This is a genomic window from Paenibacillus sp. FSL F4-0236 (assembly GCF_038000135.1).
Lineage (GTDB): Bacteria > Bacillota > Bacilli > Paenibacillales > Paenibacillaceae > Paenibacillus_AQ.
The window spans coordinates 5,320,622-5,346,931 of sequence record NZ_JBBOBK010000001.1 but is presented as its reverse complement, the minus strand read 5'-3'; the positions used below and the strand labels follow the sequence as shown (position 1 = coordinate 5,346,931).

At 42.4% G+C, this 26,310-nt stretch carries 22 protein-coding genes; 17 read left to right on the top strand and 5 right to left on the bottom strand.

Translation table 11 applies throughout. The annotated features are described in order from the left end of the window. The first annotated feature begins 34 nt into the window (after positions 1-34). From NSQ29_RS23920 to NSQ29_RS23875, 10 genes are all read left to right on the top strand, one after another. Entirely contained in the window at positions 35-721 is a 687-nt protein-coding gene (locus NSQ29_RS23920) for a nuclease-related domain-containing protein (protein ID WP_341126262.1), read from the top strand. Positions 722-767: 46 nt separating this feature from the next. Next, on the top strand, positions 768-2,957 hold the full coding sequence (locus tag NSQ29_RS23915) for an McrB family protein (RefSeq protein ID WP_341126261.1): 2,190 nt from the start codon (positions 768-770) through the stop codon (positions 2,955-2,957). Continuing rightward, the gene (locus tag NSQ29_RS23910; RefSeq protein WP_341126260.1) at positions 2,929-5,343 is read left to right on the top strand and encodes a restriction endonuclease-like protein; all 2,415 of its coding nucleotides are present in this window, start codon (positions 2,929-2,931) and stop codon (positions 5,341-5,343) included. The genes NSQ29_RS23915 and NSQ29_RS23910 overlap by 29 nt, the downstream gene beginning before the upstream one ends. Positions 5,344-5,820: 477 nt before the next feature. Beyond that, positions 5,821-6,399 (top strand): sigma-70 family RNA polymerase sigma factor, encoded by a 579-nt coding sequence (locus NSQ29_RS23905; RefSeq protein ID WP_052404147.1) that lies wholly within the window; start codon positions 5,821-5,823, stop codon positions 6,397-6,399. After that, a complete protein-coding gene (locus tag NSQ29_RS23900; protein ID WP_339268697.1) occupies positions 6,392-7,252 on the top strand; it encodes a hypothetical protein in 861 nt (286 codons plus the stop codon). The genes NSQ29_RS23905 and NSQ29_RS23900 overlap by 8 nt, the downstream gene beginning before the upstream one ends. Positions 7,253-7,446: 194 nt before the next feature. Then, on the top strand, positions 7,447-8,559 hold the full coding sequence (locus tag NSQ29_RS23895; protein ID WP_341126259.1) for a helix-turn-helix domain-containing protein: 1,113 nt from the start codon (positions 7,447-7,449) through the stop codon (positions 8,557-8,559). Between the two features lie 112 nt (positions 8,560-8,671). Beyond that, the gene (locus NSQ29_RS23890; RefSeq protein ID WP_042184843.1) at positions 8,672-9,682 is read left to right on the top strand and encodes an ABC transporter substrate-binding protein; all 1,011 of its coding nucleotides are present in this window, start codon (positions 8,672-8,674) and stop codon (positions 9,680-9,682) included. Further along, the gene (locus tag NSQ29_RS23885) at positions 9,679-10,500 is read left to right on the top strand and encodes an alpha/beta hydrolase (protein WP_341126258.1); all 822 of its coding nucleotides are present in this window, start codon (positions 9,679-9,681) and stop codon (positions 10,498-10,500) included. The genes NSQ29_RS23890 and NSQ29_RS23885 overlap by 4 nt, the downstream gene beginning before the upstream one ends. Positions 10,501-10,566: 66 nt before the next feature. Further along, on the top strand, positions 10,567-11,607 hold the full coding sequence (locus tag NSQ29_RS23880) for a FecCD family ABC transporter permease (RefSeq protein WP_341126257.1): 1,041 nt from the start codon (positions 10,567-10,569) through the stop codon (positions 11,605-11,607). After that, on the top strand, positions 11,607-12,593 hold the full coding sequence (locus NSQ29_RS23875; RefSeq protein ID WP_341126256.1) for a FecCD family ABC transporter permease: 987 nt from the start codon (positions 11,607-11,609) through the stop codon (positions 12,591-12,593). The genes NSQ29_RS23880 and NSQ29_RS23875 overlap by 1 nt, the downstream gene beginning before the upstream one ends. A 76-nt stretch (positions 12,594-12,669) precedes the next feature. Here NSQ29_RS23875 and NSQ29_RS23870 read toward each other — a convergent pair whose 3' ends face one another. Both NSQ29_RS23870 and NSQ29_RS23865 read right to left on the bottom strand, forming a co-directional pair. Further along, positions 12,670-13,209 (bottom strand): PadR family transcriptional regulator, encoded by a 540-nt coding sequence (locus NSQ29_RS23870; protein WP_341126255.1) that lies wholly within the window; start codon positions 13,207-13,209, stop codon positions 12,670-12,672. A 46-nt stretch (positions 13,210-13,255) separates the two neighbouring features. After that, the gene (locus NSQ29_RS23865) at positions 13,256-14,443 is read right to left on the bottom strand and encodes a YhgE/Pip domain-containing protein (RefSeq protein WP_341126254.1); all 1,188 of its coding nucleotides are present in this window, start codon (positions 14,441-14,443) and stop codon (positions 13,256-13,258) included. Positions 14,444-14,662: 219 nt separating this feature from the next. On the opposite strand from NSQ29_RS23865, the gene NSQ29_RS23860 reads away from it, so the two are divergent. Further along, the gene (locus tag NSQ29_RS23860) at positions 14,663-15,787 is read left to right on the top strand and encodes an NAD(P)/FAD-dependent oxidoreductase (protein WP_341126253.1); all 1,125 of its coding nucleotides are present in this window, start codon (positions 14,663-14,665) and stop codon (positions 15,785-15,787) included. A 164-nt stretch (positions 15,788-15,951) separates the two neighbouring features. Here the strand turns inward: NSQ29_RS23860 and NSQ29_RS23855 are convergent, their stop codons facing one another. Beyond that, the gene (locus NSQ29_RS23855; protein ID WP_341126252.1) at positions 15,952-16,404 is read right to left on the bottom strand and encodes an Lrp/AsnC family transcriptional regulator; all 453 of its coding nucleotides are present in this window, start codon (positions 16,402-16,404) and stop codon (positions 15,952-15,954) included. 249 nt (positions 16,405-16,653) lie between these two features. Here NSQ29_RS23855 and NSQ29_RS23850 point away from each other — a divergent pair, with 249 nt between their 5' ends. Together NSQ29_RS23850 and NSQ29_RS23845 are read left to right on the top strand one after the other, a co-directional pair. Continuing rightward, positions 16,654-18,186 (top strand): MFS transporter, encoded by a 1,533-nt coding sequence (locus tag NSQ29_RS23850; RefSeq protein WP_341126251.1) that lies wholly within the window; start codon positions 16,654-16,656, stop codon positions 18,184-18,186. Between the two features lie 204 nt (positions 18,187-18,390). Beyond that, complete coding sequence (locus tag NSQ29_RS23845; RefSeq protein WP_341126250.1) at positions 18,391-19,557, top strand: DUF4317 domain-containing protein; 1,167 nt, start codon at positions 18,391-18,393, stop codon at positions 19,555-19,557. Positions 19,558-19,619: 62 nt separating this feature from the next. On the opposite strand, the gene NSQ29_RS23840 is transcribed toward NSQ29_RS23845, so the two are convergent. Beyond that, positions 19,620-20,153 (bottom strand): NAD(P)H-dependent oxidoreductase, encoded by a 534-nt coding sequence (locus tag NSQ29_RS23840; RefSeq protein ID WP_341126249.1) that lies wholly within the window; start codon positions 20,151-20,153, stop codon positions 19,620-19,622. Positions 20,154-20,374: 221 nt separating this feature from the next. On the opposite strand from NSQ29_RS23840, the gene NSQ29_RS23835 reads away from it, so the two are divergent. The 3 genes from NSQ29_RS23835 (at position 20,375) to NSQ29_RS23825 (ending at position 23,899) form a co-directional block, all read left to right on the top strand. After that, entirely contained in the window at positions 20,375-20,734 is a 360-nt protein-coding gene (locus NSQ29_RS23835) for a winged helix-turn-helix transcriptional regulator (RefSeq protein ID WP_341126248.1), read from the top strand. 315 nt (positions 20,735-21,049) lie between these two features. Beyond that, positions 21,050-22,969 (top strand): hypothetical protein, encoded by a 1,920-nt coding sequence (locus NSQ29_RS23830; protein WP_341126247.1) that lies wholly within the window; start codon positions 21,050-21,052, stop codon positions 22,967-22,969. 207 nt (positions 22,970-23,176) lie between these two features. Further along, positions 23,177-23,899: an MBL fold metallo-hydrolase gene (locus tag NSQ29_RS23825; protein WP_341126246.1), complete on the top strand. Its 723-nt coding sequence runs from the start codon at positions 23,177-23,179 to the stop codon at positions 23,897-23,899. 17 nt (positions 23,900-23,916) lie between these two features. Here NSQ29_RS23825 and NSQ29_RS23820 read toward each other — a convergent pair whose 3' ends face one another. Continuing rightward, positions 23,917-24,858, bottom strand: a complete 942-nt coding sequence (locus NSQ29_RS23820; protein ID WP_341126245.1) for an AraC family transcriptional regulator — start codon at positions 24,856-24,858, stop codon at positions 23,917-23,919. A 421-nt stretch (positions 24,859-25,279) separates the two neighbouring features. Here NSQ29_RS23820 and NSQ29_RS23815 point away from each other — a divergent pair, with 421 nt between their 5' ends. Continuing rightward, a complete protein-coding gene (locus NSQ29_RS23815) occupies positions 25,280-26,299 on the top strand; it encodes a glycoside hydrolase family 88/105 protein (RefSeq protein WP_341126244.1) in 1,020 nt (339 codons plus the stop codon). The last annotated feature ends 11 nt before the right edge of the window (positions 26,300-26,310 follow it).

Sequence of the window (26,310 nt, the reverse complement as noted above, 5' to 3'; positions counted from 1 at the left end):
CATATTGTAAATCTAGATCAGATGAGGTTTTGCTATGTTTAAAGCGCTATTGTCTATCTTTAAAAAATCCGACACTAAGCCACCACAGGCAGTGCGTAAGGCACAAACTCCCAAGTCGAAACCGAAGGTTGCTTCCACACGAATTGGAGAGTTAGGTGAGCATAAAATCAATATTCAACTCGACCAGCTACCTAAGGAGTGTAAATCGTTAAGCGATCTAATGCTCCCGAATCCTAAGTCTCGAACAGGTTACACCCAGATTGATCATGTTGTTATTTCCCAGTATTGCTTATTTGTCATTGAGACGAAAAACTATAATGGAGAAATTAAAGGTGGACGAACTGACCCACAATGGACAGTTAGCAACCGTTACAAGATGTATAATCCGCTAAAGCAAAACTATGGACATATAAAGGCTATCGAAAGTCTGATAAAAGGTGTAACTGCAGTGAAATTTATCTCTATGGTTTCATTCACGATGAGATGTCGGTTTAGTATTGACCCGGAGCTTCGGAAAATCCACTCGGACGAACTGGTTGTCTATGATGTGGAACTAAGGGAGTTTATCTCTAGGAAGCTGATTAGTTTAAAAACGGGAACCCCTGAACCTCCAATTTCTGCGGCGCAGGCCCAAACCATATACGATCATTTGGTTCAGGCTAATATAACCGATGCGGAGATTCGCAAGCTTCATGTACAGAGAATAAAGGGGAAGATCTAGAAATACCTGTGAGTTACCTATCATTGTACTAAGGGAGTTAACATAAATGATTAAACAACTACGAAGCTGGTGGAAGGATACAGAGATCCCTAACTTAATCGGTCGAAAAAAGGTGGACTTTTCCATTTTTCGTGACGGTACTCATATTCCTGTTGAGTTTCATCCGGATTTTTTGGAAGCTAACCAAGGTCAACAGCCTAGTTTAGGTGAAGGGCGAAAAGTTAAGCTGATCCATGAAGATCGGAACTATGAAGCCACATTATTTAAAATTGATCAAGTATCTGCTGGTCGGGAAGCTCTCCAACTCCGCTATAATGGAAATCAAACGTTGAAGAATTTGTTAATTGAAACCTTCTCGCATTCCTATTCCTACATTATGCAAGAGAGAACGAACCAACAAGCAGATGATGCGAAGAGACCTCAGGTTGTTGTTCCTGAAGATCAAGCTGAATACATAGATTTCTTTGCCACAGGAGTTCCTTTCGAATACCGTTTAGAGTTTATAACGTTTAAGTCGAAGCCTAATGTTTGGTGGGTGAATCAAGGAACGACTATTCAAGCGGAGAAGGAAGAGGGGATTCTATGGGCGCCCTTACTGAATTCGCAAGGCCGAAAGCTATATCATTGGGAGACGATGAAGGAAGTTAAACAAGGAGATATCATCCTCCATTATTCAAATAAAGCTATTCGTTATGTAAGCCAGGTAACAGATGCGGCGGTGGAAGCACCCAAACCAGGCTCTATGGCCAATACGAACTGGCAAGAGGAAGGTCGTTTGGTTCGAACAGAGTATGTGGAGCTCACCCCACCCATTATGCTACAACAGTTTAATCAGCAAATTATGCAAGTGAACTTAACCCAAGGTCCGCTTCATTCTGGAGGCGGAGTTAATCAAGGATATTTGTTTCGCTTTTCAAGTCAAGGACTTCAAGTGCTTCAATCGCTAACTGCAGAGGTCACTTGGCCTGATTTTAGCATTCTAGATCAAGATGAGGCCTCCAATACGGAGAGCCCGCATGAGGTGATTCCTATTCTACCGCCATCAGATTCTAGTATTACAACATTCCTCCACCAAATCCAATCCCATATCCGCCGCAAAGGCTTCTTCTTCCCCGAGCATCTCATTGAGAACTTTTACCTCTCTCTGAAGACTAAGCCTTTTGTCATTCTGGCGGGGATATCGGGCACGGGGAAGACTCGGTTGGTAAAGCTGTTTGCAGAAGCTCTTGGTGCAACGGGGAATAACGGCCAGTTTACCTTGATCCCAGTGCGGCCGGATTGGAGTGATCCTGCGGATCTGTTGGGGTACAAGGATCTTTCGGGCAGGTTCAAAACGGGTCCGCTCACGGAAGTATTAGTAGAGGCGCGGAAACCGGAGAATCAGCATAAGCCTTATTTTATCTGCATGGATGAGATGAATCTGGCGCGGGTAGAGCATTATTTCAGTGACCTGTTAAGTGTGCTGGAAACACAGGACTGGCAGGAGGGGAGGATCCACACACAGGATCTCATATCTTCTACTATGCTGGAAGCGCCTGAGGATCAAGTGAAGTTTGGTAGCCTGGGTATCCCGGAGAATGTGTTCTTAATCGGGACTGTGAACATGGACGAAACGACGCATCCTTTTAGCAAAAAGGTACTGGATCGAGCCAATACACTAGAATTCAATTATATTAATCTGCAGCAGTATCCAGATTTCAATGTGCAGGTAGAGACCAGTGATAGCTCTGACGTTGCCGAACTGAATCATCTTTTTCTGCGCTCCGATTATTTGCAGCTAGTGGATGCCTATGATACCAACAAAGAGCTTGTTGTACGGACGACAGAGAGATTGGTTAAGATCAATGCTTTGCTTGAGGATATCCACGCTCATGTAGGTTTTCGGGTGCGGGATGCGATTTGCTTCTATATGATCTATAACGAACGGTACAAGCTGATGAGTGAGGAAGAAGCTTTTGACTGGCAACTGCTGCAAAAGATACTGCCGCGTATTCAAGGGAGCCATTCTTCGGTTCGCCGGGTATTGTTGAACTTGATGAAAGGGGCTCTTGGTACCGGATCTGGTGTGACGGTAAATATTGAAGATCTTATGGACAATGATGCTTCTCCACTCTACCTGAGATGGGCTGCTGGACAAACTCCCCCTACAGCCAAACATCCACAAAGTGCGCGTAAATTGGCTTTTATGCTTAGGAGGCTGGAGGAAGATGGATTCACCTCATACTGGCTCTCTTAATCAGGCGGTAGAATTGCTCCGTGTAGAAACGGAGCTTTTTACGCTTTTTCTGCAAGGACGGCCTTATCATCCTACTGTGGAGACCTTGCAGCTTCATCGTTCTTCTAGTCAGGAGTGGGTGAATGCGCAGCTTGGGCTTGTTTGCTCCGAACGGCTTGGTAATGTTCAGATTAAAGTGTTTTCTCCTGAAGCTCACGGGATGGTGGACTGGCAGCCGGGGGAGTCTGTTTTTCCTTGTTTTTATGAGACACAGTCGTATGAGCTGGTGATCCAGAGGAAGACCGCTGCTAACCTCTCTTTTTATCATGACAATGTGCTGCTTCGGCAGGCAATTAAGCCCCTAGGTGAGTCTATTCTTGCGGGTGTGCTGAACTTTGGGAATGAGGTCGGTTTGACGGAATGGGAGATCCGCAGTTCGGGACAGGCTTTGCTGCGGGTAGAGATGGAGATCTTCCCCTCTAAAATGGATTACAAGCTGGATTACCAGAATATTTTAAATGAAGTGAATGAGCAGATTTATAACTTGGCTTTTGATTTTTTGCGCAAAACCTACCAACTAACAGGCTTGCGGGAGACGCAGCATCAGAGCCTGACGGAGTTTTTCACCATACTTCAGCATGTGTTTAGACAGCTCTTGGATGCCGTTGAGCGGATTAACAAGAATCCCAATTACGCTCTGCTTCAGGACCGCCGACTAGTGGATGCCAATCGGGTCAAAAAGGCAGGAAGAGAGAACATCCGCGAGCTCGCGAAGCATCCCGAACGATTAAGAGAAGACATGAACCATGGATTCTTGACCATCGGCAGCCGAAATTACACAGCCACACATTTAATGGAGACACGAAGACGCCTCGCCTATGATACTAATGAGAACCGGTTCATCCGCTGGATGCTGGAACGCATTCATGGAAAGCTGAAAGAGCTCAAGGGTCGCTGGAAGATTAAAAACCGAACCCCAGATCCATTACTTATAAAAAGGTTAGACAACATGCTCACTCAACTAGAGCGGGTGCTCAAGATGGATTTTTTGCGTGAGGTTGGAGTACTGAGGCAGATGTCCGTTACACTGGTGCTGCAGATGGCCCCTGGATACCGCGAGGTCTATCGCTGTTATCTAATGCTGCTCAAAGGCTTGTCGATCCAAGGTAATCTGCTGCGCCTGTCTATGAAGGATGTCGCGCAGCTCTATGAATACTGGTGCTTCCTCAAGTTGAATCAGCTTCTGGGTCAGAAGTATAAGCTGGTGAAGCAGGATATTATTAAGGTGAATCGGAATGGTATTTTTGTTACACTTGACCGCTCGCAGAGCGCTAAGATGGTGTACGAGAATCCAGTTAACGGAGAGCAGTTCATCCTGTATTATAATGCGATTCCTAGCTCGGATAAGGCACCGACGCTCAATCAGCGTCCGGATAATGTGCTGACACTGAAGAAGAAGGATGCTGGAAAAACCAAAGAGTATAAGTATGTTTTTGATGCGAAATACCGATTAAATCCGGCTTATGAAGGGACTTCCTATCACCGCACTTATAGGCAGCCTGGTCCTGAAGAGGATGACATCAACACCATGCACCGTTATCGGGATGCCATAGTGTATCAGGAGAAAGGCTCGAGGGAATACGAACGAAGCATGTTCGGCGCCTATGTGTTATTTCCCTATCCGGATGAGGAGCGGTATAAGACCCACCAATTCTACAAAAGCATCGAGCTATTGAATATTGGCGCTTTGCCGTTCCTACCGAATTCTAAAAGCCTGGTGGAGCAATTCTTGGAAGAGATTATTCAAGATAGTCCGGAAAAGGCTTATGAACGATCTACTCGTCCACGCGGTACGAAAGAATACTATGCCAACCAACTCGCGGGTAAAAATGTTCTTGTCGGCTCTGTTCGTGGCCCCAAACAAGTGGAGGTGGCCAGGCAGCATTCTTTTTACCATGTACCTGTGGAGAACCTTGCAAGCCAGAAGATAATAACCCAGATCGAATATGTAGCTATGTGTCAATCCAGAAGGAAATTCTTCGATCCTGCAAAGACAGGGATTCATTGGGTGGGTAAAGTGGTAGATTGGGAAGTGGTGAAACGAAAGGAAATAAAGGAGATTGTCCCTGAGCCTCATAAGGAAGAGAAAGATTATGTTAGATTCACTGTCGAGGAATGGATACCTTTAAAGCCTCACATTGCTTTAGGGGGACAGGGAATAAGTACAGTCCTTTACACAAGCAAATATGTCCTAGACCGAGCGCTGGAAATCGCGGAGCTTCGCTTAGAAACGGAGGAAGATCTTCGTGAATGGCGTGAGAAGCGTAGAAAGGGCAGAGTAAAAGTGAAGGTGGATCATGACCAGTATGTGGACTTAGGGAAGGTTGTTGAAGTTCGGAATATTTAAAGCTAGTGAAAATGAAGTAAGGTTATTGTCCTGCCATTTATCAAGCATCCCGCTGGATAATGGCAGGATTTTTAAATTGGGCAAATACAAAACATCCTGTTAATAAACGGTACTTGGAATGAACATGTTATGATAACAGTTATATAGAAAGAGATCACATGGAAAAGCTTATAGATGCACTGGATGTACAAGTGTTTTGTATAGATTCTGAAAATCTTGAAGTACATAATTATGAAATCATTGAATTGTAGCGCTGAGATTCTCCCCTTCTCTCCCACACATATATTCACCCCGCAACGCAAGTATCGCCGCTTTCGCAGATTGTAATCTTTCAGCCGTCTCTCACCATCCCACAATTATCAAAACATTTGTTAATGGTTTGGGCTTTTCTACGTATTAACTTATGTAAGTTTCTTCACAACAAATTGCGCAATTTGTTTAGCTTTTCGATGAAGGTGAGGTGGAAGGAGGGTGAAGATGGAAGTTATCCAGGGTACTGCGGACCGTTACAAGAATATCGAAAGATCACGTGGTGCCATGATGTCAAAAGAGGAATTTACCCGGATGTACGATACGTACTACAAACGTGTTTACAAATATATTAGTTATCGTATTAATAACCACCACGTGTCAGAGGACATCTGCAGTCAGGTGTTTGAGACGGTGATGTGTAAGTATTACAGCTTTTCAGAAGAAAAATCGAATTTTGAGGTTTGGCTGTTTGCCATTGTAAGGAACGCTGTGACGGATTACTTCCGAGGGCAGAAGAAAAGAAGCTACACCTCACTAGATTCTTTGCTGGAGCTCATATTTCCCAAGCCGTCTCCGGAGGAATTGGCGATTCGTGAGGATAATAATCAAGCACTGTTTAAGGCGCTCTCCAAGCTGCGTGAGAAGGAACGTAATATCATTGCAATGAAATATGGGGCTGGGCTGAAAAATTCCGAAGTCGCACAGATCATGGGCGTCAGTGAGTCCAATATTGGTGTCGTATTGCATAGAAGTCTGAAGAAACTGCATATTTCCTTAAAAGCAGGAGGATTCAACCATGAATAAGAAAAATGATGATCTCACAAAATTCAGCAAAACCATAGAGCTGCTTGAGAATGTTGAACAGGATAACACAGCCGCCAAAGAAAGAATTTATAACCGTTTAGTATACAAGCTGGACCATGGAGCTCTTGAACTCAAATCAGAGAAAAAGGACGGGATAACGATGAAAAAAAGTAGCTGGAGAAATGCAATAGTGATTGGTAGTGCAGTAATTTGTCTAGGTGGAGCATTCTCTGCAACCTCCTATGCACAGGATATGTTCCAATCAATCATGGCAAAGTTTGAAGTAGGAAATCTCGAAATCACGCAATACGATAAGGAAATCCCTTCGGCTGCACAGTCAATGACTCCATCTGAAGAGGGGAAAGGCGGGGAGAATGTTGCCATTGAATTGCCGGTTGCACCCAAGTTGACCCTGGATGAAGCACGTGCGGAGCTTGGAATGAACTTCCCGGCACCAACCTGGATGGCAGACTATGAGTTTGTGAATGTTGTTCTTCAGGGGACCAGCATGGTTGAAGTGCAGTATAACTCCGGGGATAAAGCTGTTAATTTCCTAATCTCCAAGGGCGGTGACAATGGGATCAGCACTACAGAAGAAGTGAAAACAGAAGTAATTAACGGGACTAAGGTTTATTTTGCAAATGGAATTGTGATTTGGGAAAAAGATGGCTTTACCATTGAACTTTACGCTCAAGAAGACTTTGACAAAGCTACACTTGGGAAGATCATCGGTAGTTTTAGCATCGGTGCTCCTGTACAGTCCTTAGGGACTGAAGAAGTGAAAGAGAATTTACAGAAGAATGAAGGAGTAGTTGCAGCTCCAGCTTCCGTTCCGGTTGTTGATTCAAAATAAGATGGTCTACTTAGGGTAGAAATGCCCATAGATACACACAAAGAAGACGCGAGGGGATTCCCCTGAGCGTCTTTTTTTTTACGAGGCTATATACTTCCAACCATTGCTAGCTTCCCAAAACAAAAGTATAATTGAGAATAATTATCAATCAGCGATTTTAATAAAATTCATCCAAGCAGTAAAGAGGTGACAGAATGCAAAAACAATCTCAAAAGACAGATTTAAGTGAGGTTAGAAAATACATAGAAAAGAATTTCACGAAGCCCTTATCTTTGGCTCATTTAGCTGATCTTACTGGTCTTAGTTCCAGTTATTTTTCCTCAGCGTTTAAACAGGAATATATACAAAGTCCAATGGAGTTCGTTACCCAGCTGCGGATTCAAAAGGCTAAACAGTTATTGCAAAAGGAAGACGTTCGCTTGAAGTTTATAGCAGAGGCTGTTGGATATAGTGATGAGTTTTATTTTAGCCGAGTGTTCAAAAAGGTCGAAGGGATATCCCCAACGATGTATTCCAGCCAGCAAAAATCAAATATCGGTGTTGTAACTGGGAACATGATGGGGTATTTACATGCGGCAGGAGTAGTTCCGTTTGCTGCACCCTTAAGTGCAAAATGGACACCGTACTACTATAATTTATGGTCGCAAGAAATCGAGCATAAGGTAACCTTGACCCAAAACAAAAATTATTGCAGCCCCAATGAGCTATTGCATTTGCCAATCGATCTGCTTATTTCTCCCAAAGATTTGTCGTCAGAGCTGGTAAAACAGATAGAGGATCATTTTCCAATCTATTGGTTGGATGATAAACAAGATTGCTTAATAGCGTTAACTGAACTTGCTGCCCGATTAAATAAACAAGAAGAAGCGAAACAATGGATCACGCAGTATAGGGCAAGATTGGAAGACGTTCGTCGCAAGTTAGGGTGGACCTCTACACCGCCTAAAGTTCTAGTTATACGTATTTATCAGCAGCAAATCTTTGCTTATTGCAATACAGGCATCGAGCATCTTTTGTTTCAGGATTTGGGAGCGGTATCTAGTTATGAGCAGCCTGGTCTATATAATACCGAGATTACTCTTGATGAGCTAGGTAAGTTGGAGGTAGATAAGCTGTTTACGATTATATGCCCCGATGATGAGTCACGCGCAACATGGCATCATTTGCAGAGAGACGCTGGATTCAAACAGTTAGAGGCTATTAAACAGCAACAAATCTATGTCATTCATTCAGATCCTTGGTTCGAATATTCGCCTGTAGCTTTAAAGCGGATGCTAGAAGAAGTTGCTGTGATGATGATACCTTGAAAATGTACATGAGGAATCATAAGATGTTACATGGTCAATGAGCCCTATCTCTTATACACTCAATACTGAGAATGATTATTATTGAGAAAATAGGAAAGAGGGAAGGTCAATCATGAAGGGGTTTAATACAAAGATAATAAGTTATGTTGTAATGGTTGGTTTATTATCCATTCTACTAACAGCTTGCGGCAGTAATAATGCAGCGAATCAGCAAGCAAAAGATACTCCAGCAACAACTAGCGAAGCGAGCGCAACGGAGGAACCAGCTGTAAAAGAAACGGAAGTAGCGGCTAGAGAAGCGTTTGTAGTAACTGACCAAGTAGGCAATACAGTAAACATTCCCGGAACTGTACAAAAAGTGTATGCGCCTGGTCTAGAGGACTACTTAGTAACGCTTGGTGTAACCCCGGTAGCGCAATGGTCCACGGGTGAAAGACCGCAGCAATATCTACAGGATACGTTAAGTGGTGTAGAAGAAATCAGCTTCGCTAATGGTATTCCCTCTCCAGAATCTGTAGTGGATTTGGAGCCGGAATTAATTATATTCCCAACTGCTTTTTATGCACAAAATGGTGTTTATGAAAACTACTCGCAAATTGCTCCAACTTACGTGTTTAAGAATGCACTTGGTAACGTAGTGGAAGCAACAGAAACGATTGCGAAATTGCTAGGATTAGAGGATAAAGCAACAGAAGCTATTGCTGCTTATAATACAAAGCTAGAAGAGACTAAAGCACAGCTAGCTAGCGTTTCTGCCGGTAAAAAAGCGATTTATATTAACGCGAATGCCCGTAAGATCTTTTTAGTGGGTAACTTCCATTACGGGGGATATGTGCTGAGTGAGCTAGGTTTTGCTCAAAGTACTCTTGTAGAAGGTGAGATGTCTGCGGATATTTCGCTGGAGATGCTGTCTGATTTAGACGCTGATTACATCTTTATTAACGATAATGATGGTCTCGGGGATGCCTTCCTGGCAGACATTAAAGCTAGTCCTTTATGGAAAGCGCTGCCTGCAGTCCAAGCGGGTAAAGTGTTCGAGGTGGATGGCGATCACTGGAGATCCAGCGGATTAATTGCTTATCAAAAGACGATGGACGATATCGTGAAGTTCCTAAAGCCATGATCATCAAACCGTATGTAAAGCCCAACTATGAAACGATGCTGATTACGAGTAAAGCTAATCATAAGGACTATGAAATCTTTATTGCCAAACCTTTAGATGAGCCTGCAAAAGATGGCTACGGCGTCATTTATGTGCTAGATGGTAATGGACTTTTTGAAACCGCTGCTGAAATCACCCGATTGCTGACGCGTAAGCCCAAAGGATATCCACCCGCGATTGTTGTCGGCATCGGCTATCCTGGGGGTGAAGCGTTTGATACAGTGCGTCGAACCTATGATTTAACCATGCCAGCCGAGCTTGCGAATTTACCGAAACGTCCTAACGGGGAGCCTTGGCCTGAATTTGGCGGGGCAGATGAGCTGCTTGCTTTTTTTGAAAAAGAGTTAATGCCAGCCATTGCCCAGCGGTTCGTTATAAATGAGCAGAAGCAAGCATTGTTTGGTCATTCCTTTGGCGGATTATTTGTTCTGCATGCCTTGTTTACACAACCTACCTTGTTTTCGCATTATATTGCAAGTAGTGCTTCCATCTGGTGGAATGATTATTCACTATTAAATGAGTATGAGAATTTTAAAGCTGATTTACACAGCAATACGTTAAGTCATTTACTTAAAACGCTTATGATTGCCGGTGGAGAAGAGCTGGATTATATGGTCAAGGATAGCTTGGATTTATGTAACAGTATGATGGCCTTACACATTCCAAGCTTTGAAGTAAGCTGGGCATTGCTTGAGCAAGAGGAGCATGTGAGCGTAATCTCGGGTGCGATTAGTCGGGCCGTCAAATTTATGCTTACCACATCCTCTGACTTGCGTTAGAAATCATATTCGTTTGCATCTGAGCTGGCCCTTGGCTGGCTCTTTTTGTAAAGTGAAGGGAAAGGGTTGGAAACATTGGCCGCGAATGTTCAGAAATCATCTCTAACAGGAGAAAAAAAGTTCTCCTTTTTATTATTGCTAATCTTCATGCTCCTCCTATTAATAGGCGTATTAGTGCTTGCTATGGCCCTTGGCGCGAAAAAAATACCCTTTGCAGATGTATTCATGTCGATCATTGCTTTTGATGATAAGGCGTCTACTCATCAGGTGATCCAGTCGATTCGTTTACCCCGAGTACTTGCCGCTATGGCAACGGGCGCTGGATTTGCCGTAAGTGGAGCGATTATTCAAGGAATTAGTCGCAATCCTTTAGCGGATTCGGGGATTCTTGGATTAAATGCTGGAGCAGGTGTCACGCTAGTTATTGCTATGGTTTTCCTGCCGACGCTTACATTTACAGGCACACTTTGGCTCTGTATTCTAGGGGCAGGATTGGGAGCAGGTTTAGTCTTTAGTGTTGGCTTATTAAGTAAACGAGGAATGACACCTATTCGCCTTGTACTGGCGGGTGCTGCCATATCTGCTATGCTAACTGCCCTAAGTGAAGGAATAAGTATCTTTTTTTCAGTGGCACAGCAGGTGGCTTTTTGGTATGGAGGAGGTTTAAGTGGCATTAGCATAGCCCATTTACAGCAAATGTTGCCTTGGATGCTCCTTGCGCTATTACTTGCCATCGTAATTTCAAAGTCGATTACCATATTATCTGTAGGGGATGAGACAGCGGAAGGGCTAGGCGTTAATATTAAGCTTATCAAGAACCTCGCGCTTTTATCCGCCTTTATGTTAGCTGGGATTTCATGTGCTTTGGCCGGCTCTGTAAGCTTTGTTGGCTTAATTGCTCCGCACTTGGTACGTTACATAGTGGGTGTAGATTATCGTTATATTATTCCATTATCCGCAGTTCTGGGGGCCATCCTTGTTGTGCTTGCTGATTTAGTGGCACGGATCGTAAATGCCCCTTATGAAATACCTGTAGGTGCTGTAATTGCAGTTATTGGAGTTCCGTTCTTTCTGTATTTGGCACGTAAAGAAAGGCGGGAACTATAGTGAAGCTAAAATGGAAAACTATAATCATAGCAATCATTTTACTGCTAGGCTTTATATATAGTGTATCTACTGGTCAAAGCAGCTTAAGCTTACAAGAGTTATGGCAGACCCTATTAGGAAATGGAACACCGAGGCAGGAGCTTGTACTTTTTCAGTTTCGTATTCCTCGTATGATCTTGGGTTTTCTAGTAGGTGGCGCGTTGGCAATAGCAGGAATGCTGCTACAAGCCATAAGCCGAAATGCTTTGGCCGACCCGGGCATCCTGGGGATAAATGCTGGTGCTGGATTATCCATGATGTTATTTTTACTCTTACAAAATAGCTCAACCGGCTTACATACTTATGTTCAGCCACTGTATGCTTTATTGGGCGGATTTATCGTTGTCGCTCTATTATTTATGCTTTCTTATGATCGCAATCAAGGCATTATTCCCATTCGATTAATTTATACTGGTATTGCTGTTGCGGCTGCGATTAGTGCATTTATGATTGTGTTAACCTTCGTACTAGATCCTTCGCAATATCAGATGATTAAGGTGTGGCTGGCAGGGAACATAGGGAATAGTAATTGGAGCCACGTGTATGCTATGCTGCCTTGGTTACTTCTTATTGTGCCTTTATTAATTCGGAATCATCTTATATTGGATGTACTAAGGCTTAACGATCCTGTAGTCATTAGTTTAGGGGTATCTCTAAATAAGTATCGCGTTTGGTTTTTAGTGTGTAGTGTATTATTGGCGGCACCAGCGGTTGCCGTTAGTGGGAGTATTGGATTTGTAGGTTTAGTGGTTCCACATTTAGTTAGACGACTCTTTCGTGGTCATAAAATAATGATTCCCGCATGCCTATTAATAGGTGGAGGATTAGTTGTTATTGCAGATGCGCTTGGTAAAATGGTAGTAGCCAATACTGAAATACCAGCAGGAGTGATCGTGGCTTTAATCGGTGCCCCATACTTTTTATATTTATTGATTAAAAGTGAATAATTGAAAAAAGCTTTGCGATTGGTGCTGGATATAAAAAAGAATGCCTTGATTATGCTATAATCCAAGGCATTCTTTTTTATATCGTTTTCGTTTTCAGCTTTTCTAAAAGAACTTTCCACCAGTGTATAGATTGCTCAAGTTGAGAAACGTAGTAGCTTTCCATGAAATCTACGACTTCACGAGAGGAGCTTTTCACATCTATTTGATGGTAAATTTGATTTAAATGATCTTTTTTTATCAGTGACTGTTCAATTTTCTTCTCGATAATCGGGATCACTTTATCAGTCTCTACAAAACGAAGATTCACAAGAGCGACAATCATATCTGAAATAGATTCTGCATTTTCTATTACCTGATAAATTTTGAGCGGGAGTTGCTTGCGCCCTTTATCAGTAATGGAAAACACCTGTTTGTCTGGGCGATGTTCTTCTTTTATAATCTCTACCTGTTCAACTAAGCCCTGTTTCGAAAGAGATTCAAAGTGATAATATAGTTTGCTTTCAGATAGATTGAGCAATTTATCAAATGGAATAGGGGTGGATAGTTCTTTTTTTAATTTATAAGGATAATTATTTTCATCCATTAACTTACTTAAGATATAAATTTGAATTGACATCACAGAACCCACTCCTAATTGTTGGCTAAACTCTATCTTACCAAACCTAGGCGGTTATTTCAGCTGTATTTTTAACTTCAACGGGCAGTATAGTTTCTTTAGTCAGAGGTACAGGTTTATGAACAAACCGGACGATTACAATGTTAATCATCATAGCCCCGGCAAATACGCCTGCTAATCCCCATAAGAAGGGTGCTGGACTGATGGAACCAAACATTTGTGCCAAATAAGCTTGTACAGAATAATACATCGGTGTAATGCGGCCGAACCAATCGTATGGTGTATACATCATATCACGAGGCATGGTAGCACCATTGGCGATGGTTTGCATGAGCAGGATTGGAATATTTAAGACCATACCGCCTTCGCCAACTAGGAAGACCATAATCGCACATACGTTAAATGCAGCCATATACATTAGAATTTGCTGAGCAGCAACTGGTAACAGTAAGGATAGGTCTACATCTGCAATAGAGAATGCAATGGCTAAAGCAACGACTGTTGATAATATAGCGATTAATAAAGCTGTTAATTGAACGAACATAAACAGTTTTGTCTTGCTTGCTTTCCCGCGGTTCGCTTTAAAAGAAGCAACTAATTGCATGGAGGCAATCATTGCCCCAACATAACCAGCCATAGTTAAGAACATAGGTAGCATGTTGTTATGCATGCCGTCTGGAACATCATTGATAACAACATAATTCCCGACATAACTATTTTCAATTTGTGTAGCCATTGCGGTAGCTTGTTCTTCTGGTACGTTAAAGTTCATTAACACACCTTTTGCGGTTTGCTCTGAGAAGTTCGCGCTTAATTGTTTGTTAATCTCTCCTACAACGGAAGACATGGCTGAAGATACCATGGTGGCAGAGGCTTCGTTGACTGTGAAATCAATACTTGCGGATACCTTACCGCTTTGAACGTTGGCGGAAAATTCTTCTGGAATATGGACAACTAGAGCTAACTTATTATGCTCTAATTCATCCATCGCCTTTTTATTCGACACATCGGTTTTTATCGTTTTGAATGGTAAGCTCTCCGAAAACTGACTCGAAATCTGAGCCCCATATTGACCTGCATCATCATTGACGATAGCAATTTTTAAATCATCCATGTTCCCTGGAAGTGCTGTATACCCTGGTAAGAAAATACCAAGCATCGCAATGGCATAGAACACACCCATAAAAATAGAACCAATGGCCCCTTTGGACTTCAAAAACTGTGAAAACTTCAACTGTATACCTTCTTTCTTCTGAACAACACTTTTATTTTAGTACTCTAATTAAAGTACTTTTAACTGAGTGAGATTTATAGTACGATAATTCATTATAAATGTCAAATTTAAGATATAACTGGTAAGTTGTGAATGAATCATCATTCGGGTTGTTACATTGAAATATAGTGGATGTGTTAATGTATTAATTAAAAGTGAATAACTGAAAGGACTTAGGACATGAACAAGGTTATTGTAATTGGTGCAGGGATATTAGGGGCTTCAGCAGCTTATCAGTTAAGCAAGTTAGGTGCTGAAGTCATAATAATAGATCGTAAAGATGTTGGACAAGCAACGGATGCAGCAGCAGGAATTATTTGTCCATGGTTGTCTCAACGCAGAAACAAAGCATGGTATCGTCTTGCTAAAGCGGGAGCAAGCTTTTATCCAGCACTTATTCAAGAGTTGGAAGAGGCAGGAGAAACCGAGACTGGATACGCAAAAGTTGGAGCGATATGTATCCATGATGATCTGAAAAAGTTACTCGCGATGAAAGAAAGAGCGGAGCTTCGCAGAGAGGACGCCCCTGAAATAGGTGAGCTTACGATGCTGACGGATCTTGAAGCACAAGAGAAGTTTCCATTATTATCAGAAGGTTATCATGCGCTGCATGTATCGGGTGCAGCAAGAGTGGACGGACGTGAATTACGTGATGCTTTGCTAAGAGCGGCACAGCGTAATGGTGCGCAGATGATTGAGGGAGATGCTATTCTTGAGCATGATGATCATGAAATTAAAGGGGTTAGCGTAGGAGAACAGACATTCACAGCGGATGAAGTGATTGTGTGTGCAGGGGCCTGGTCTAACGCTTTGCTTCATCCGCTTGGGATCATGCTCCAGGTGCGTTATCAGAAGGCTCAAATTATGCACTTGAAGCTTGCTCAACAAGCGAGTACCGAGCAATGGCCTGTGGTAATGCCGCCTACAGATCAATATATCCTTGCATTTGCGGATCAAAATATCGTGGTAGGTGCTACTCACGAAAATGATGTCGTAGGTTATGATACCTCTGTAACCGCAGGTGGAATGCAAGAAATTTTAAATAAAGGACTTCAAACGGCTTCCGGTCTTGCAGATTGTAGCCTAAATGAAATAAGAGTAGGGTTCCGTCCATTTACAGCAGATTTTCTTCCCGTGTTGGGTAGGGTTCAAGGATGGAATAAACTAATTGTTGCTAATGGACTAGGTTCATCGGGATTAACGATGGGACCCTTTCTTGGTGAGCAGCTAGCCAAGCTAGCCATGAATCAACAGGTTGATATTCCGCTTGAAGATTATGCATTAGAGCATGCGATTAATGAGTAGTAAAAAAGGAAGGTCAGCGATTCGATCCGCTAAAGTGCCACCATACGTATTCCTCAAAACGACAGAGATGTCGTTTTTTTCTAACTAAACATATATTCCTGCTTATTGTAAGACGCTCTTAATAAAGCTACTTCTCTGTAAACTCGGTGCTCTTCTGCTTGGCATTAGTCAACTTTAGATGCCTCTTCGAGAGAATGAATGAGAAATCTATGATCTATCGGTGAAGACATAACAATCAGGATCGTATAGGTTCCATACTTATCACATTGATTGCCAAACTCTTCAAGAGCATGTGTAGATTCGGTCACTACTTTTAATAAATAGCTGTGTTCTCCACTTATACGGTGGCACTCGGCAACTTGGGGAGATGCATGGACAAAATCAAGAAATGCCAGGCAGTCTCTAGTCCGAAACAACATATAGGCTGCCGCATTTTTTCCGATTTTTTCAGGGGAGATGATGGTGCGATATTCCTCAATGATTCCTTTCTCTTCCATTCTTCTAACTCGTTCCGTTACAGCAGGTTGGGACAGACCTACGCATTTCCCCAGTTCTGTCATTGAAATCCTCGCTTGATTTTGAAGATAGAAGAGAATTTGTTTGTCTACATGATCCACTTTGGATGCCCTCCTTTAGATTTAAGGTAATTCATTAAAACTCCTTTAATTACTTTGTTAGATCATCATAATTGATTGATTTTAATATGTAAAATGAATAATTTACATTATATAATATGACTCTCACCAAAATGATGATCTACACTTGAAAAGTTAGAGAGGATGGCTACCATTGAGAAAATTTGATTTAAATAAGGTAGGTACAGAAGATTTACAGGCATGTATTGATGAGTCTGGAGGAAACCCCCAATGAGCCTCTCCCACTCCCGCAAAAATATAATCACATTAGCTGCTATATGTTTGTCCGCATTGATGTTTGGCCTCGAAATTTCCAGTGTGCCTGTGATACTGCCTACCCTGGAAAAGGTATTGCACGGCAACCTCAAGGATATGCAATGGATTATGAACGCCTACACCATTGCCTGTGCGACAGTTCTGATGGCTGTTGGAACGCTGGCTGACCGGTATGGAAGGAGGCGTATTTTTATTATCAGCCTCATCTTGTTCGGTATTACATCTTTGATTTGTGGCTTGGCGCAAAGCACATCGGTTCTGATCGTCAGCCGGTTTCTTCAAGGCGTGGGTGCTGGCGCGATGCAGATTTGCCAGATAGCCATTCTTTCACATCGGTTTCAAGAAGGAGAAGTACGCAGTAAAGCCTTTAGCACATGGGGGATCGTGTTCGGTATCGGTCTCGGTTTTGGACCTATCATTGGCGGTATGATAGTGGCTGTATTGAACTGGCATTGGGTTTTTCTGGTCCATGTCCCACTGACCATTTTTACTTTGATCCTTGTCTTCAGCGGCGTGGAGGAGTCCAGCGATCCACAGGCGAAAAAGCTGGACATTATCGGCATCGTCACGCTTTCGTTGACGGTTTTTGGCCTGGTCTATTTTATCACACAAGGGTCGGAACTTGGCTTTACCAGTACAGCATCCATCAGCACCCTTGTTGCAGTGGCGATAAGTTTCATTGTATTTCTATTTGCGGAGAAGCACAGTGCCCATCCAATGTTCGACTTTTCCGTATTCAAGATACGTAATTTTTCTGGTGCTCTCCTTGGCTCCATCGGGATGAATTTCAGTTTTTGGCCATTCATGATCTATCTTCCGATTTATTTCCAGAGCGGGCTTGGTTACGGCATCGTAATCGCCGGGTTGTCTGTTCTGGCTTATGCACTGCCCACCCTGGTAATTCCGCCTCTGGCAGAGCGATTTTCGCTCCGCTATCAACCGCGCATAGTTATCCCATTGGGTCTATTCGTTATCGGCTTGGGCTTCATTTTGATGAAGTATGGCAGCGGCGGCGATCACGCCAGCTGGTTGACTATGCTCCCCGGCTCTCTGTTGGCTGGTATTGGGCTGGGATTAACCAACACGCCTGTGACCAACACGACTACCGGCTCGGTACCTAGTACCCGTGCAGGCATGGCTTCCGGCATAGACATGAGTGCCAGATTAATCAGCCTAGCCATCAACATCGCCGTAATGGGCTTCATTTTACAGGAAGGCATCTTTTCTTATTTGAAGAGGGCTCTCCCTGAGACTGTCGATGCATTACAATTGCGATCTTTGGCCGAAAAAACAGCTGCCGGAAACACTTCGTCTCTCCATCAGGGTTTTCCAGAACTATCCTCACTGGATGCATCCGGAGCTATCATCCATGCATCACTTGTACACGGCTTTGGTTTGGTGATGCTCTATGGCGGTATTGGTGTCTGGGTTTTGGCCGCGATCAGTTTTATTATTTTTGGATCCAAGAGAGCATTGTTGCATAAGTAGAGGGTCAAAACTATCGCGCCCACAGGCGATTCGTGAGTCTGAACTGATTAAACCGCCTAGTATTATGACGTAAAGTGCGTTGCATTGTTGCTTTGGAACGGTACTGAAAAGAAGTAACCTATAAAAACCCCTTCTAGCGAAGGTTTTTTTTATCCTTTATACTGAAAAGACCAATTTATCTTCCTAGGAGTTGTCTAACGAATCATGATAAAGAAAGAAGTCGCGCATATACGCAAGCAATTTAAGCTAGATCACGATTTAATGAGTATTTACGATATTCTCAACGTGTATATTATGAAGGAAAGCAATGAGATCTATCATTGGGAGCGCCTGCCGTTTGGAATGGTGGACAGAGAGAAGCAGGAGCTGTATATGGGCAATTTCAAAAAACTCTTGACCGGCGAACTGGATCAGAAATTGTTCGAGTTGAAGTTTCAGGCGGAAGCGGAGGAGCCAGCGCAGGTGATGCTTCACCAAGCTTTGGTGACAGGGGATCCAGATGAATGGCAGGACCTGATGCTGCTGTTGGTGGACAGAATGATGGCGGATACTCATTATGAACGTGATACGGTGATCACTTTTGTTCGCGGACAGTATTACCGCCCGACCAAAGATAGAAACGATGAAGCCGAGGAAAGTGAGAAAAACGAAATGTTCGCGCATCCGTTTATTCTATGCAGCGTGAATTCCACGGAGAAGCAACGGAAAGCTCTCTTATTTGATTATGTGGAAAGGGAATTTAAGTACAATGTCATTGTAGATCCGATCGTCAAGTTAAGTACGCCGGAGCAGGGCTTCTTTTACCCAAGCGTGACGGACAATTATTCCGATGTGAACCGCATTCTGTATTGTACGGGAAAATCGAATTTTCCAGATCCGCATTTCATCGAGCAGGTCTTGAACGCCGAAAGATCCGTGACGGCACTGGAAGAGAGAGCTATTTTCGAAGACATCGTGAAGGAAGTGGCGGGCGAACAACTTGACGCGACCACCATTGCTCAGCTGTACGAGGAAATCCACCAGGTCATTGAAACCAACCAAGATGAAGAAGAACCTCCTAAACTCGACTATAGAGATGTAGAACGTGTGCTGAAGGTAAGCGGTGTTGAAGACGTGACGATGGAAAAAGTGGAACGTGCGTTTGAAACCATCGTAGACAACAAGCACTATGAGATGAAGGCAAGTAGCGTGATGCCAAAATTCACTACAAAATCGATAAAGATCGAAACAAAGGTAGCTACGATTTCGGTCAGCCCACAGGATTTGAAATATGTGAAGCAAGTGAATTATCAAGGTAGACGCTGCATTTTGATTGAGGTTGACGAAGATGCTGTGATCGAAGGATTTACACTCACTACAGAAACGCTTTAGATTTTTTAATAGCGGGCTATCCTTAAAGTCTTTGATCAAGACTTGGGATAGCCCTTTTTGTATCAAATATGGTACTTAAAGATATAGTGGATATATTCTTTTGCACTAGTATTAATTTCTTCATCGCTGGCTTGAAAAGAAGCTCCAAAAACAGCAAAGTACGGTAATGCTTCTGCACCTACATGTTTGGCACTGGCTTTAAAGGGTGCAATTACTTCGTCTACGGTAAAAGAAACAGAGCCATCAGGTTGATAATTTTCTTTTTTATCGCCGATGGATATAGCAAGCCCTAACTTTTTCCCGTTAAGCTTGTCACCGTATGATCCATAAGCCCATCCGTAAGCGAGCACATCGTCAAACCATTTTTTCAGTAGAGGCGGATAACTATACCAATACAAAGGGAATTGAAAGATCACATGGTCATAGGCTTCCATTAGATTTTGCTCTCTAGGAATATCAATGTTCCAGTCAGGATACTCTTTATAAATCTCATGAAGGGTAATATCGTTTGGATATTGCAGTAGCTCTTCTTTCCAGCGTTGATTGACCCTCGAATTCTCAAGGTTGGGATGTGCCACAATCACCAGTGTTTTCATAATGAATCTCCATTCCAGGCCTATATTAAGCGTATTTCTTCAAAATGCTGTGCCTTATTTTTATGAATATCATCATTATCCTGCAGGTTTTAATAAAAGAAAATACAAACAATAAAGTAAGATGGTTACTTCGAAGTGCGTACTAGACTCACAAAAAAATATATGCAAAAATGAAGTTTTGGGTAAGTTTAATTAGATCTGTATGAACGAGGTGTTATTCTATGAAACAATATAATCTAGGGATAGAGGCAACACTAGAAGTCATCGGCGGAAAGTGGAAAGCTTTGATCATTTGCTTATTGATGTCCGGTGCCAAAAGAACAAGTGAATTACAGCGTAATATACAGGGCATTTCACAAAAGGTTCTGATTCAGCAGCTTCGTGAACTTGAGAGAGATGGACTTGTCAAAAGATTCGTTTACCAGCAGATGCCGCCAAAAGTCGAATATAGCCTCACGGAATATGGCGTTACAGCCAATAAGATCGTTGACGTTATGTGTTCTTGGGGAAAAGAAAATATTAGAATCAGACAAGAACAAGGAGAAGAGGTCGTCTTGTTGGAGGAGTTCCAAGCGTTGTAGCCTTTGAATAGGTTTGCGCGTCGTTTGAATCAAACTGATTTTACAGAATTGTTATCAAACTATTAAAAAAAAGTAGGGTTGTTCAAATCCCATGGTATAGCCAATGAAAGCGTTTCTATTGATTTTTCGACCGTTATCCCCCAAAGAAATTGGCATTATTTAGTGCTTGAAGTTCCTCTGATTTGGATATTTTATTTAGTTATTGTTTTATTTCAATAGGATAATGTTACCTTACCGTCACTCTGTCCTATGTTTCTAGGAATATAATGAGATTGTATTCGACACCAACCTTTATAAACCATCGGAGGAAACACAATGAAAATTAAGAGAACATTATCCGTTGCATTATGTGTAGCAGCAGTCGCATCTTTCTCATCTCAAGCAATGGCCAATCCTGTCGCAACAACAACCAGTTCAACCGTAGCACCATCCACTAATCAAGTAGGACAAAAGTTTACACTAGCTGGTGTTAAGACGAACGCCAATACAGTATTGATAGCAACAAGAACGGTTGATCTTGATTTGGATGGCGTGAAAGACACTTTATATCTCATTGGCGACAAAAATGAATCTCCTGATTTCGACAACATTAATCTCATCGTTGTAAACGGCAAAACAAACAAAGTGTTAAACGCAGGGATTAAAGACTTTGGTGGTTTGAACGCGAAAATCAGCTATGTAAGTGATTTCAATAATGACCATGCACTTGATGTGATGATTACTGCGTACTCCGGTGGCAACCAAGGTTCTACCAATGCTAGAATCGTAACTTTCAAGAATGATACCCCTTCTATTATTCTGGGCGGGGATTTGAAGGTGAAAGGCGAACGGGCATTATTCAGAACATTAGAAGCAGTCGATGTGGAAAATGATGGCGTGAACGAACTGCTTGGAATCAGAATCCTCCATGGTGAAGCTACTTCAGTGGTAACAGGCTATGAAAAAGTATGGTTTGCGTACAAAAACGGCGAATTCCAAGTTAGCAAAACAGAAACTACTAAAGAAGATCCATTTAAACAACCTGCACTTGGAGAACTGACTGTTGGCCAACCTTTCGCATTGCAAGGTGTTAACACAACAGATAAGACTGTTCTTATCAGAAAACAAGTTAACGATGTTAATAAAGACGGTGTCCAAGATAAAATCTATCTGATCGGTGACAAAGCAGATGAACTTGGTTATGTAAGCAATATCAACCTGGTTGTTGTCGATGGCAAAACAAATACATTGAAGGATGCAAAAATCAGCGGTTTCGATGGCTTTAAACCAGAATTTCAATGGATTGGTGATTTCAACGGGGACAAAGCAAATGATGTAATGTTTACAGCATTCTCCGGTGGTAACAATGGTACAACAGATGCTTACATATTGTCTTTCACAGGTGATAAGGTACAACCACTTTTGAGTGTAAAACCTGTTGTGGATGGTAAACCAGCATTTTTCAACACTTTAGAGCAAGTAGATCTTAATAAAGATGGTGTATATGATCTGGTGGGAACTAGAAAAATTCGCGGTGACGCTGAAGCTATAGTTCTAGGTGAGGAAAAAACAACATTCACATTCAAAGACGGTGCTTTCAAGGTTGTGGGTACAGAAACCATTAAATCCGATAGCAAATCAGTGACTACACCAGCTACAACTACAACAAGTGATTACACCGTTGGCAAACGTTTTGAGCTTAAGGGAATTCCAACAACAGCAAAAACAATTCTGCTTGCGAAACAACAAGTGGATGTAACTGGTAATGGTGTTGCGGATAATGTCTTACTGATTGGTAACAAGGATGCCGCTAATGGTGATCTGGTTACAGATATCAATATCGTCGTTCTAGAAGGTAAGACTAAAAAAGTGATCAACAGTAATATCAAAGACTTCTCGGGTTACCAACCAAAGATCAACTTCGTTGGCGATTTCAATGGTGATAAATCTAAAGATGTCATGATTACTGTATACTCTGGCGGTAACAGCGGTAGCACCAATGCTTACGTAGTATCCTTCAAAGACAGTGGTGTTAAAGTTCTTCTAAACGAATACGTGAAAGTGAATGGCAAACGTTCGCTCTACAATACAATGAAGGCTTCTGATGTAGATAAAAACGGAGTCTATGAGATTGTTGCATCAAAAACGATTCGTGGTGAAGCTACTTCCGTAATTAAAGGCGTAGAAACCTCTGTTCTTGCTTACAAAAACGGAGCATTCCAAGTTCGTTCGACAACTATGAAGAATTCGAAATAACCTTATAGCAAAAACCTAATTGTGAGGGAGTCTCCCAGTAGCCATAAAAAAGTGGCTACCGGGGGACTCTCTTTTTTTTGGAGTTGGATTGACTTGTGCTCTTGGTGAGAACGCCTAAAACTAAACTCTCCCTTGCTCAATAAGTCTTGCGGATCCATTATTAAATTACAAAATGACCCGCTATTCTAAAGGAGAGAAAACAATCTAATGGAACTGAAAAAAATAAATGATTTTATTTATTACTTAGAAAATGTTAGGGAAACAGACAGACCTGTTTTGGGATATGTTGTAGGTGAGAACTTTTCAATTATGATTGATTGTGGCAATTCAAAATCGCATTTTGATGCCTTTATAAAGGGTTTGGATGACCACAATCTATCTCGTCCCAAATATGCTTTGATTACGCACTGGCATTGGGATCATACCTTTGGTATGCATGCTTTTGAGGGGGAAACCATAGTATCTTCAGCAACGAATGAGGTACTAAAGCGATTGAAAGCGTGGAAATGGGATGAAGAGTCCGTTGTAAAACGTTTAGAGACAAAAGAAGAAATAGAATTCGCCTATAACTGTATGAACAAAGAATATGATACGTTCGATAAGATTTCGGTCAGCACAGGATCGATTATTTTCGAGGATTCTTTAACATTGGATTTAGGGGGCATCACTTGCCAAATCCTCAAGGTAGGAGGGCCGCATGAAGCCGACTCTTGTGTTGTATATGTTAAAGAAGCGGAGGTTTTATTTGCAGGTGATGCACATAGTGGAGATTATTATCATGGAGAAGGTAAAATTGATCCCATAAAAATGAAGGAATATGTTGAGTTTTTAAAAAATCTTTCATTCACTACGTATATCCCAGGGCACGACGCCCCTATGAGCAAGGATCAAATCATTCATGTGTTAAGTAGATTTTGTGAAGTGAAGTAAACAGGGACTCCCTTTCCTTATACCCACCCCGTAAACTCCAATATAGATGCTTTTGCAGATTGGGCTTCGGAATGTGCGCCTTTACGCCATTGTTTGGGAGATTCGCCCATAAGCTTGGAGAAACATCGGTTGAAGCTGGAAATGGACTGAAAACCGACTTGTTCAGAGATGGAGAGGATGGAAGCATCCGTGCTTTTCAACTGCTTGCAGGCCTCTTCAATACGGGTGCTGTTTAGGAAATCTAGAGGTGCGGTCCCCATGATCTCATGGAATTTTCTACGAAAATGAGTGGTGCTTAGATGGCACAGATCAGCTAGGTCATTGATGGTAATAGGTATCATATAGTTTTTGGTGATGTATTCCAGAACTGGAGAGATGACAAAATCACCTTTCAGGTTATGGTCTGTTTCTTGCTCTACTAAGGGTTTATTCCGGGAATGAATTCTAAGCAGTTCTATATAAAGGGATAACAATAAGCCGTAGGCGCTTTCCTGATAGAAATTATTTTTGTGCTTCAACTCCTCTACGACCGACGTCGCAAGGGTATAAACCTTGGGATGTTCCTCCTTGTTCAAAATACAATTCATTCCCTTGATCGCCCACAAATTTGGCTCGAAGTCACTATAAGCGCTTTTGAATGAATGTTGAAAGAGCTCCTCTGGCGAGAAAAAGATATAAGACCACAGACTGGCTTCATTTGGCGAACTATACGTTGTATGAGGCAGATACCTAGGGATGAAGGTCACATCTCCGGCTTTAAAGGGTACGGATTCACCTTTGATCTCCATGATGCCGCTATCCGAATGACAAATGCCAATCTCTAAATGGTTATGAAAATGGAGATGCTCACTTTTGATATCGGAAATCTTCCAACGTTCACCGCTTAGCAGTAAAATAGGGAAGTTTATCGGCAAGCTGTAGTGGCGGTATTCAATGACGGGCTTCTTTTTTCTGGGCATATTCTCAATACTCCCATTCTTATTACGTAGGTTGAGTAGATTATAGGTTAACGTTATATCAAATTCAACTATATAAAGAGAACTTGATATTATACAATTCAGGAAAAAAGTGGCGGAGGAGAAGTTTGGAACTGTAGGAGCGTTAGCGTCCGCCTTTGTCTGCAGATTTCCACCGCGAAGAGCGGTATAAAATCAAGAAATCTGCAGACAACAGCGGCCGGAAGTCCAAACATTCTCTGTAGTCACGGCCAATCCCGAAATATAAGAACCACTAGTTAATGGTTGAAATTGCACAGTTTAGTTATGATTATGCTTAGAATCAGACCATTTTACTCCTTACAATGGAGTTAGTAAAGCGTTTACATAGGACGGACAGCTCTCAGCGCCAATGGGGGCGTGTGCGAAAGAGAGGAGAATCAAGATGCTTCAATTAACTTATGACAGAGAAGAGATTCTAAGCGTTATCGACAAAGTCGTTAGAAAAACAATGACGATGGATTTAACATGGGACTGGCCTTGTGGTGTGGCTTATTATGGGGTATCCAGAGCTTATAAAACGACAGGCAATAAAGAGTATTTGGATATGCTTGTCCAGTGGGCAGATGAATATATTGAGCTGGGCCTGCCGGACTGGACGGTAAACACCTGTGCCATGGGGCATATGCTGATCACATTATATGAAGAAACAGGCAATCAGAAATATTGGGATATTGTAATGAGCAAGGTGGATTATCTGCAGAACCATGCGCTCAGATTCGGAGATCATGTGCTGCAGCATACCGTATCCGTCTCTAATGATTTTCCAGAGCAGGCATGGGCAGATACATTGTTTATGGCGGCATTTTTTCTGCTCCGTGTTGGAAGTAAATTAAACGATCAGGAAATGATCCAGGATGCCCTGAATCAATATTACTGGCATATCAAATACCTGCAAGACCCTAGCAGCGGCCTCTGGTACCATGGCTACAATAATGTGAAGCAGGATCATATGTCCGGACTATATTGGGGCAGAGCAAATGCTTGGGGCGCATATACCATGTCGCAAGTCAAAAAGCTTTTGAAAGAATGGTATTTGTATCCGGCGTGTATGGACGTGGAGTGTTCGCTGCGCGATCAATTGGCGGCACTCAAGCTTTTGCAAACGGAGAACGGCCTGTGGCGGACAGTGCTTGATGACGAAGAATCTTATGAAGAAGTATCTGCCTCTTGCGGGATAGCGGCTGCAATGATCAATAACGGCAATCCGCTGCATACCAAGTATGTGCAAAAGGCCCTGAAGGGTGTTCTAAGCAATATCAGCGAGGATGGACGAGTACTGGGTGTATCGGGTGGAACAGCGGTTATGAAAGACCGGGAAGGCTATCGCAATATTCCAAAAGACTGGATTCAAGGCTGGGGCCAAGGCTTAGCACTCTCTTTTCTGTCCGATATGCTCAAATAGGAGGGATCCAA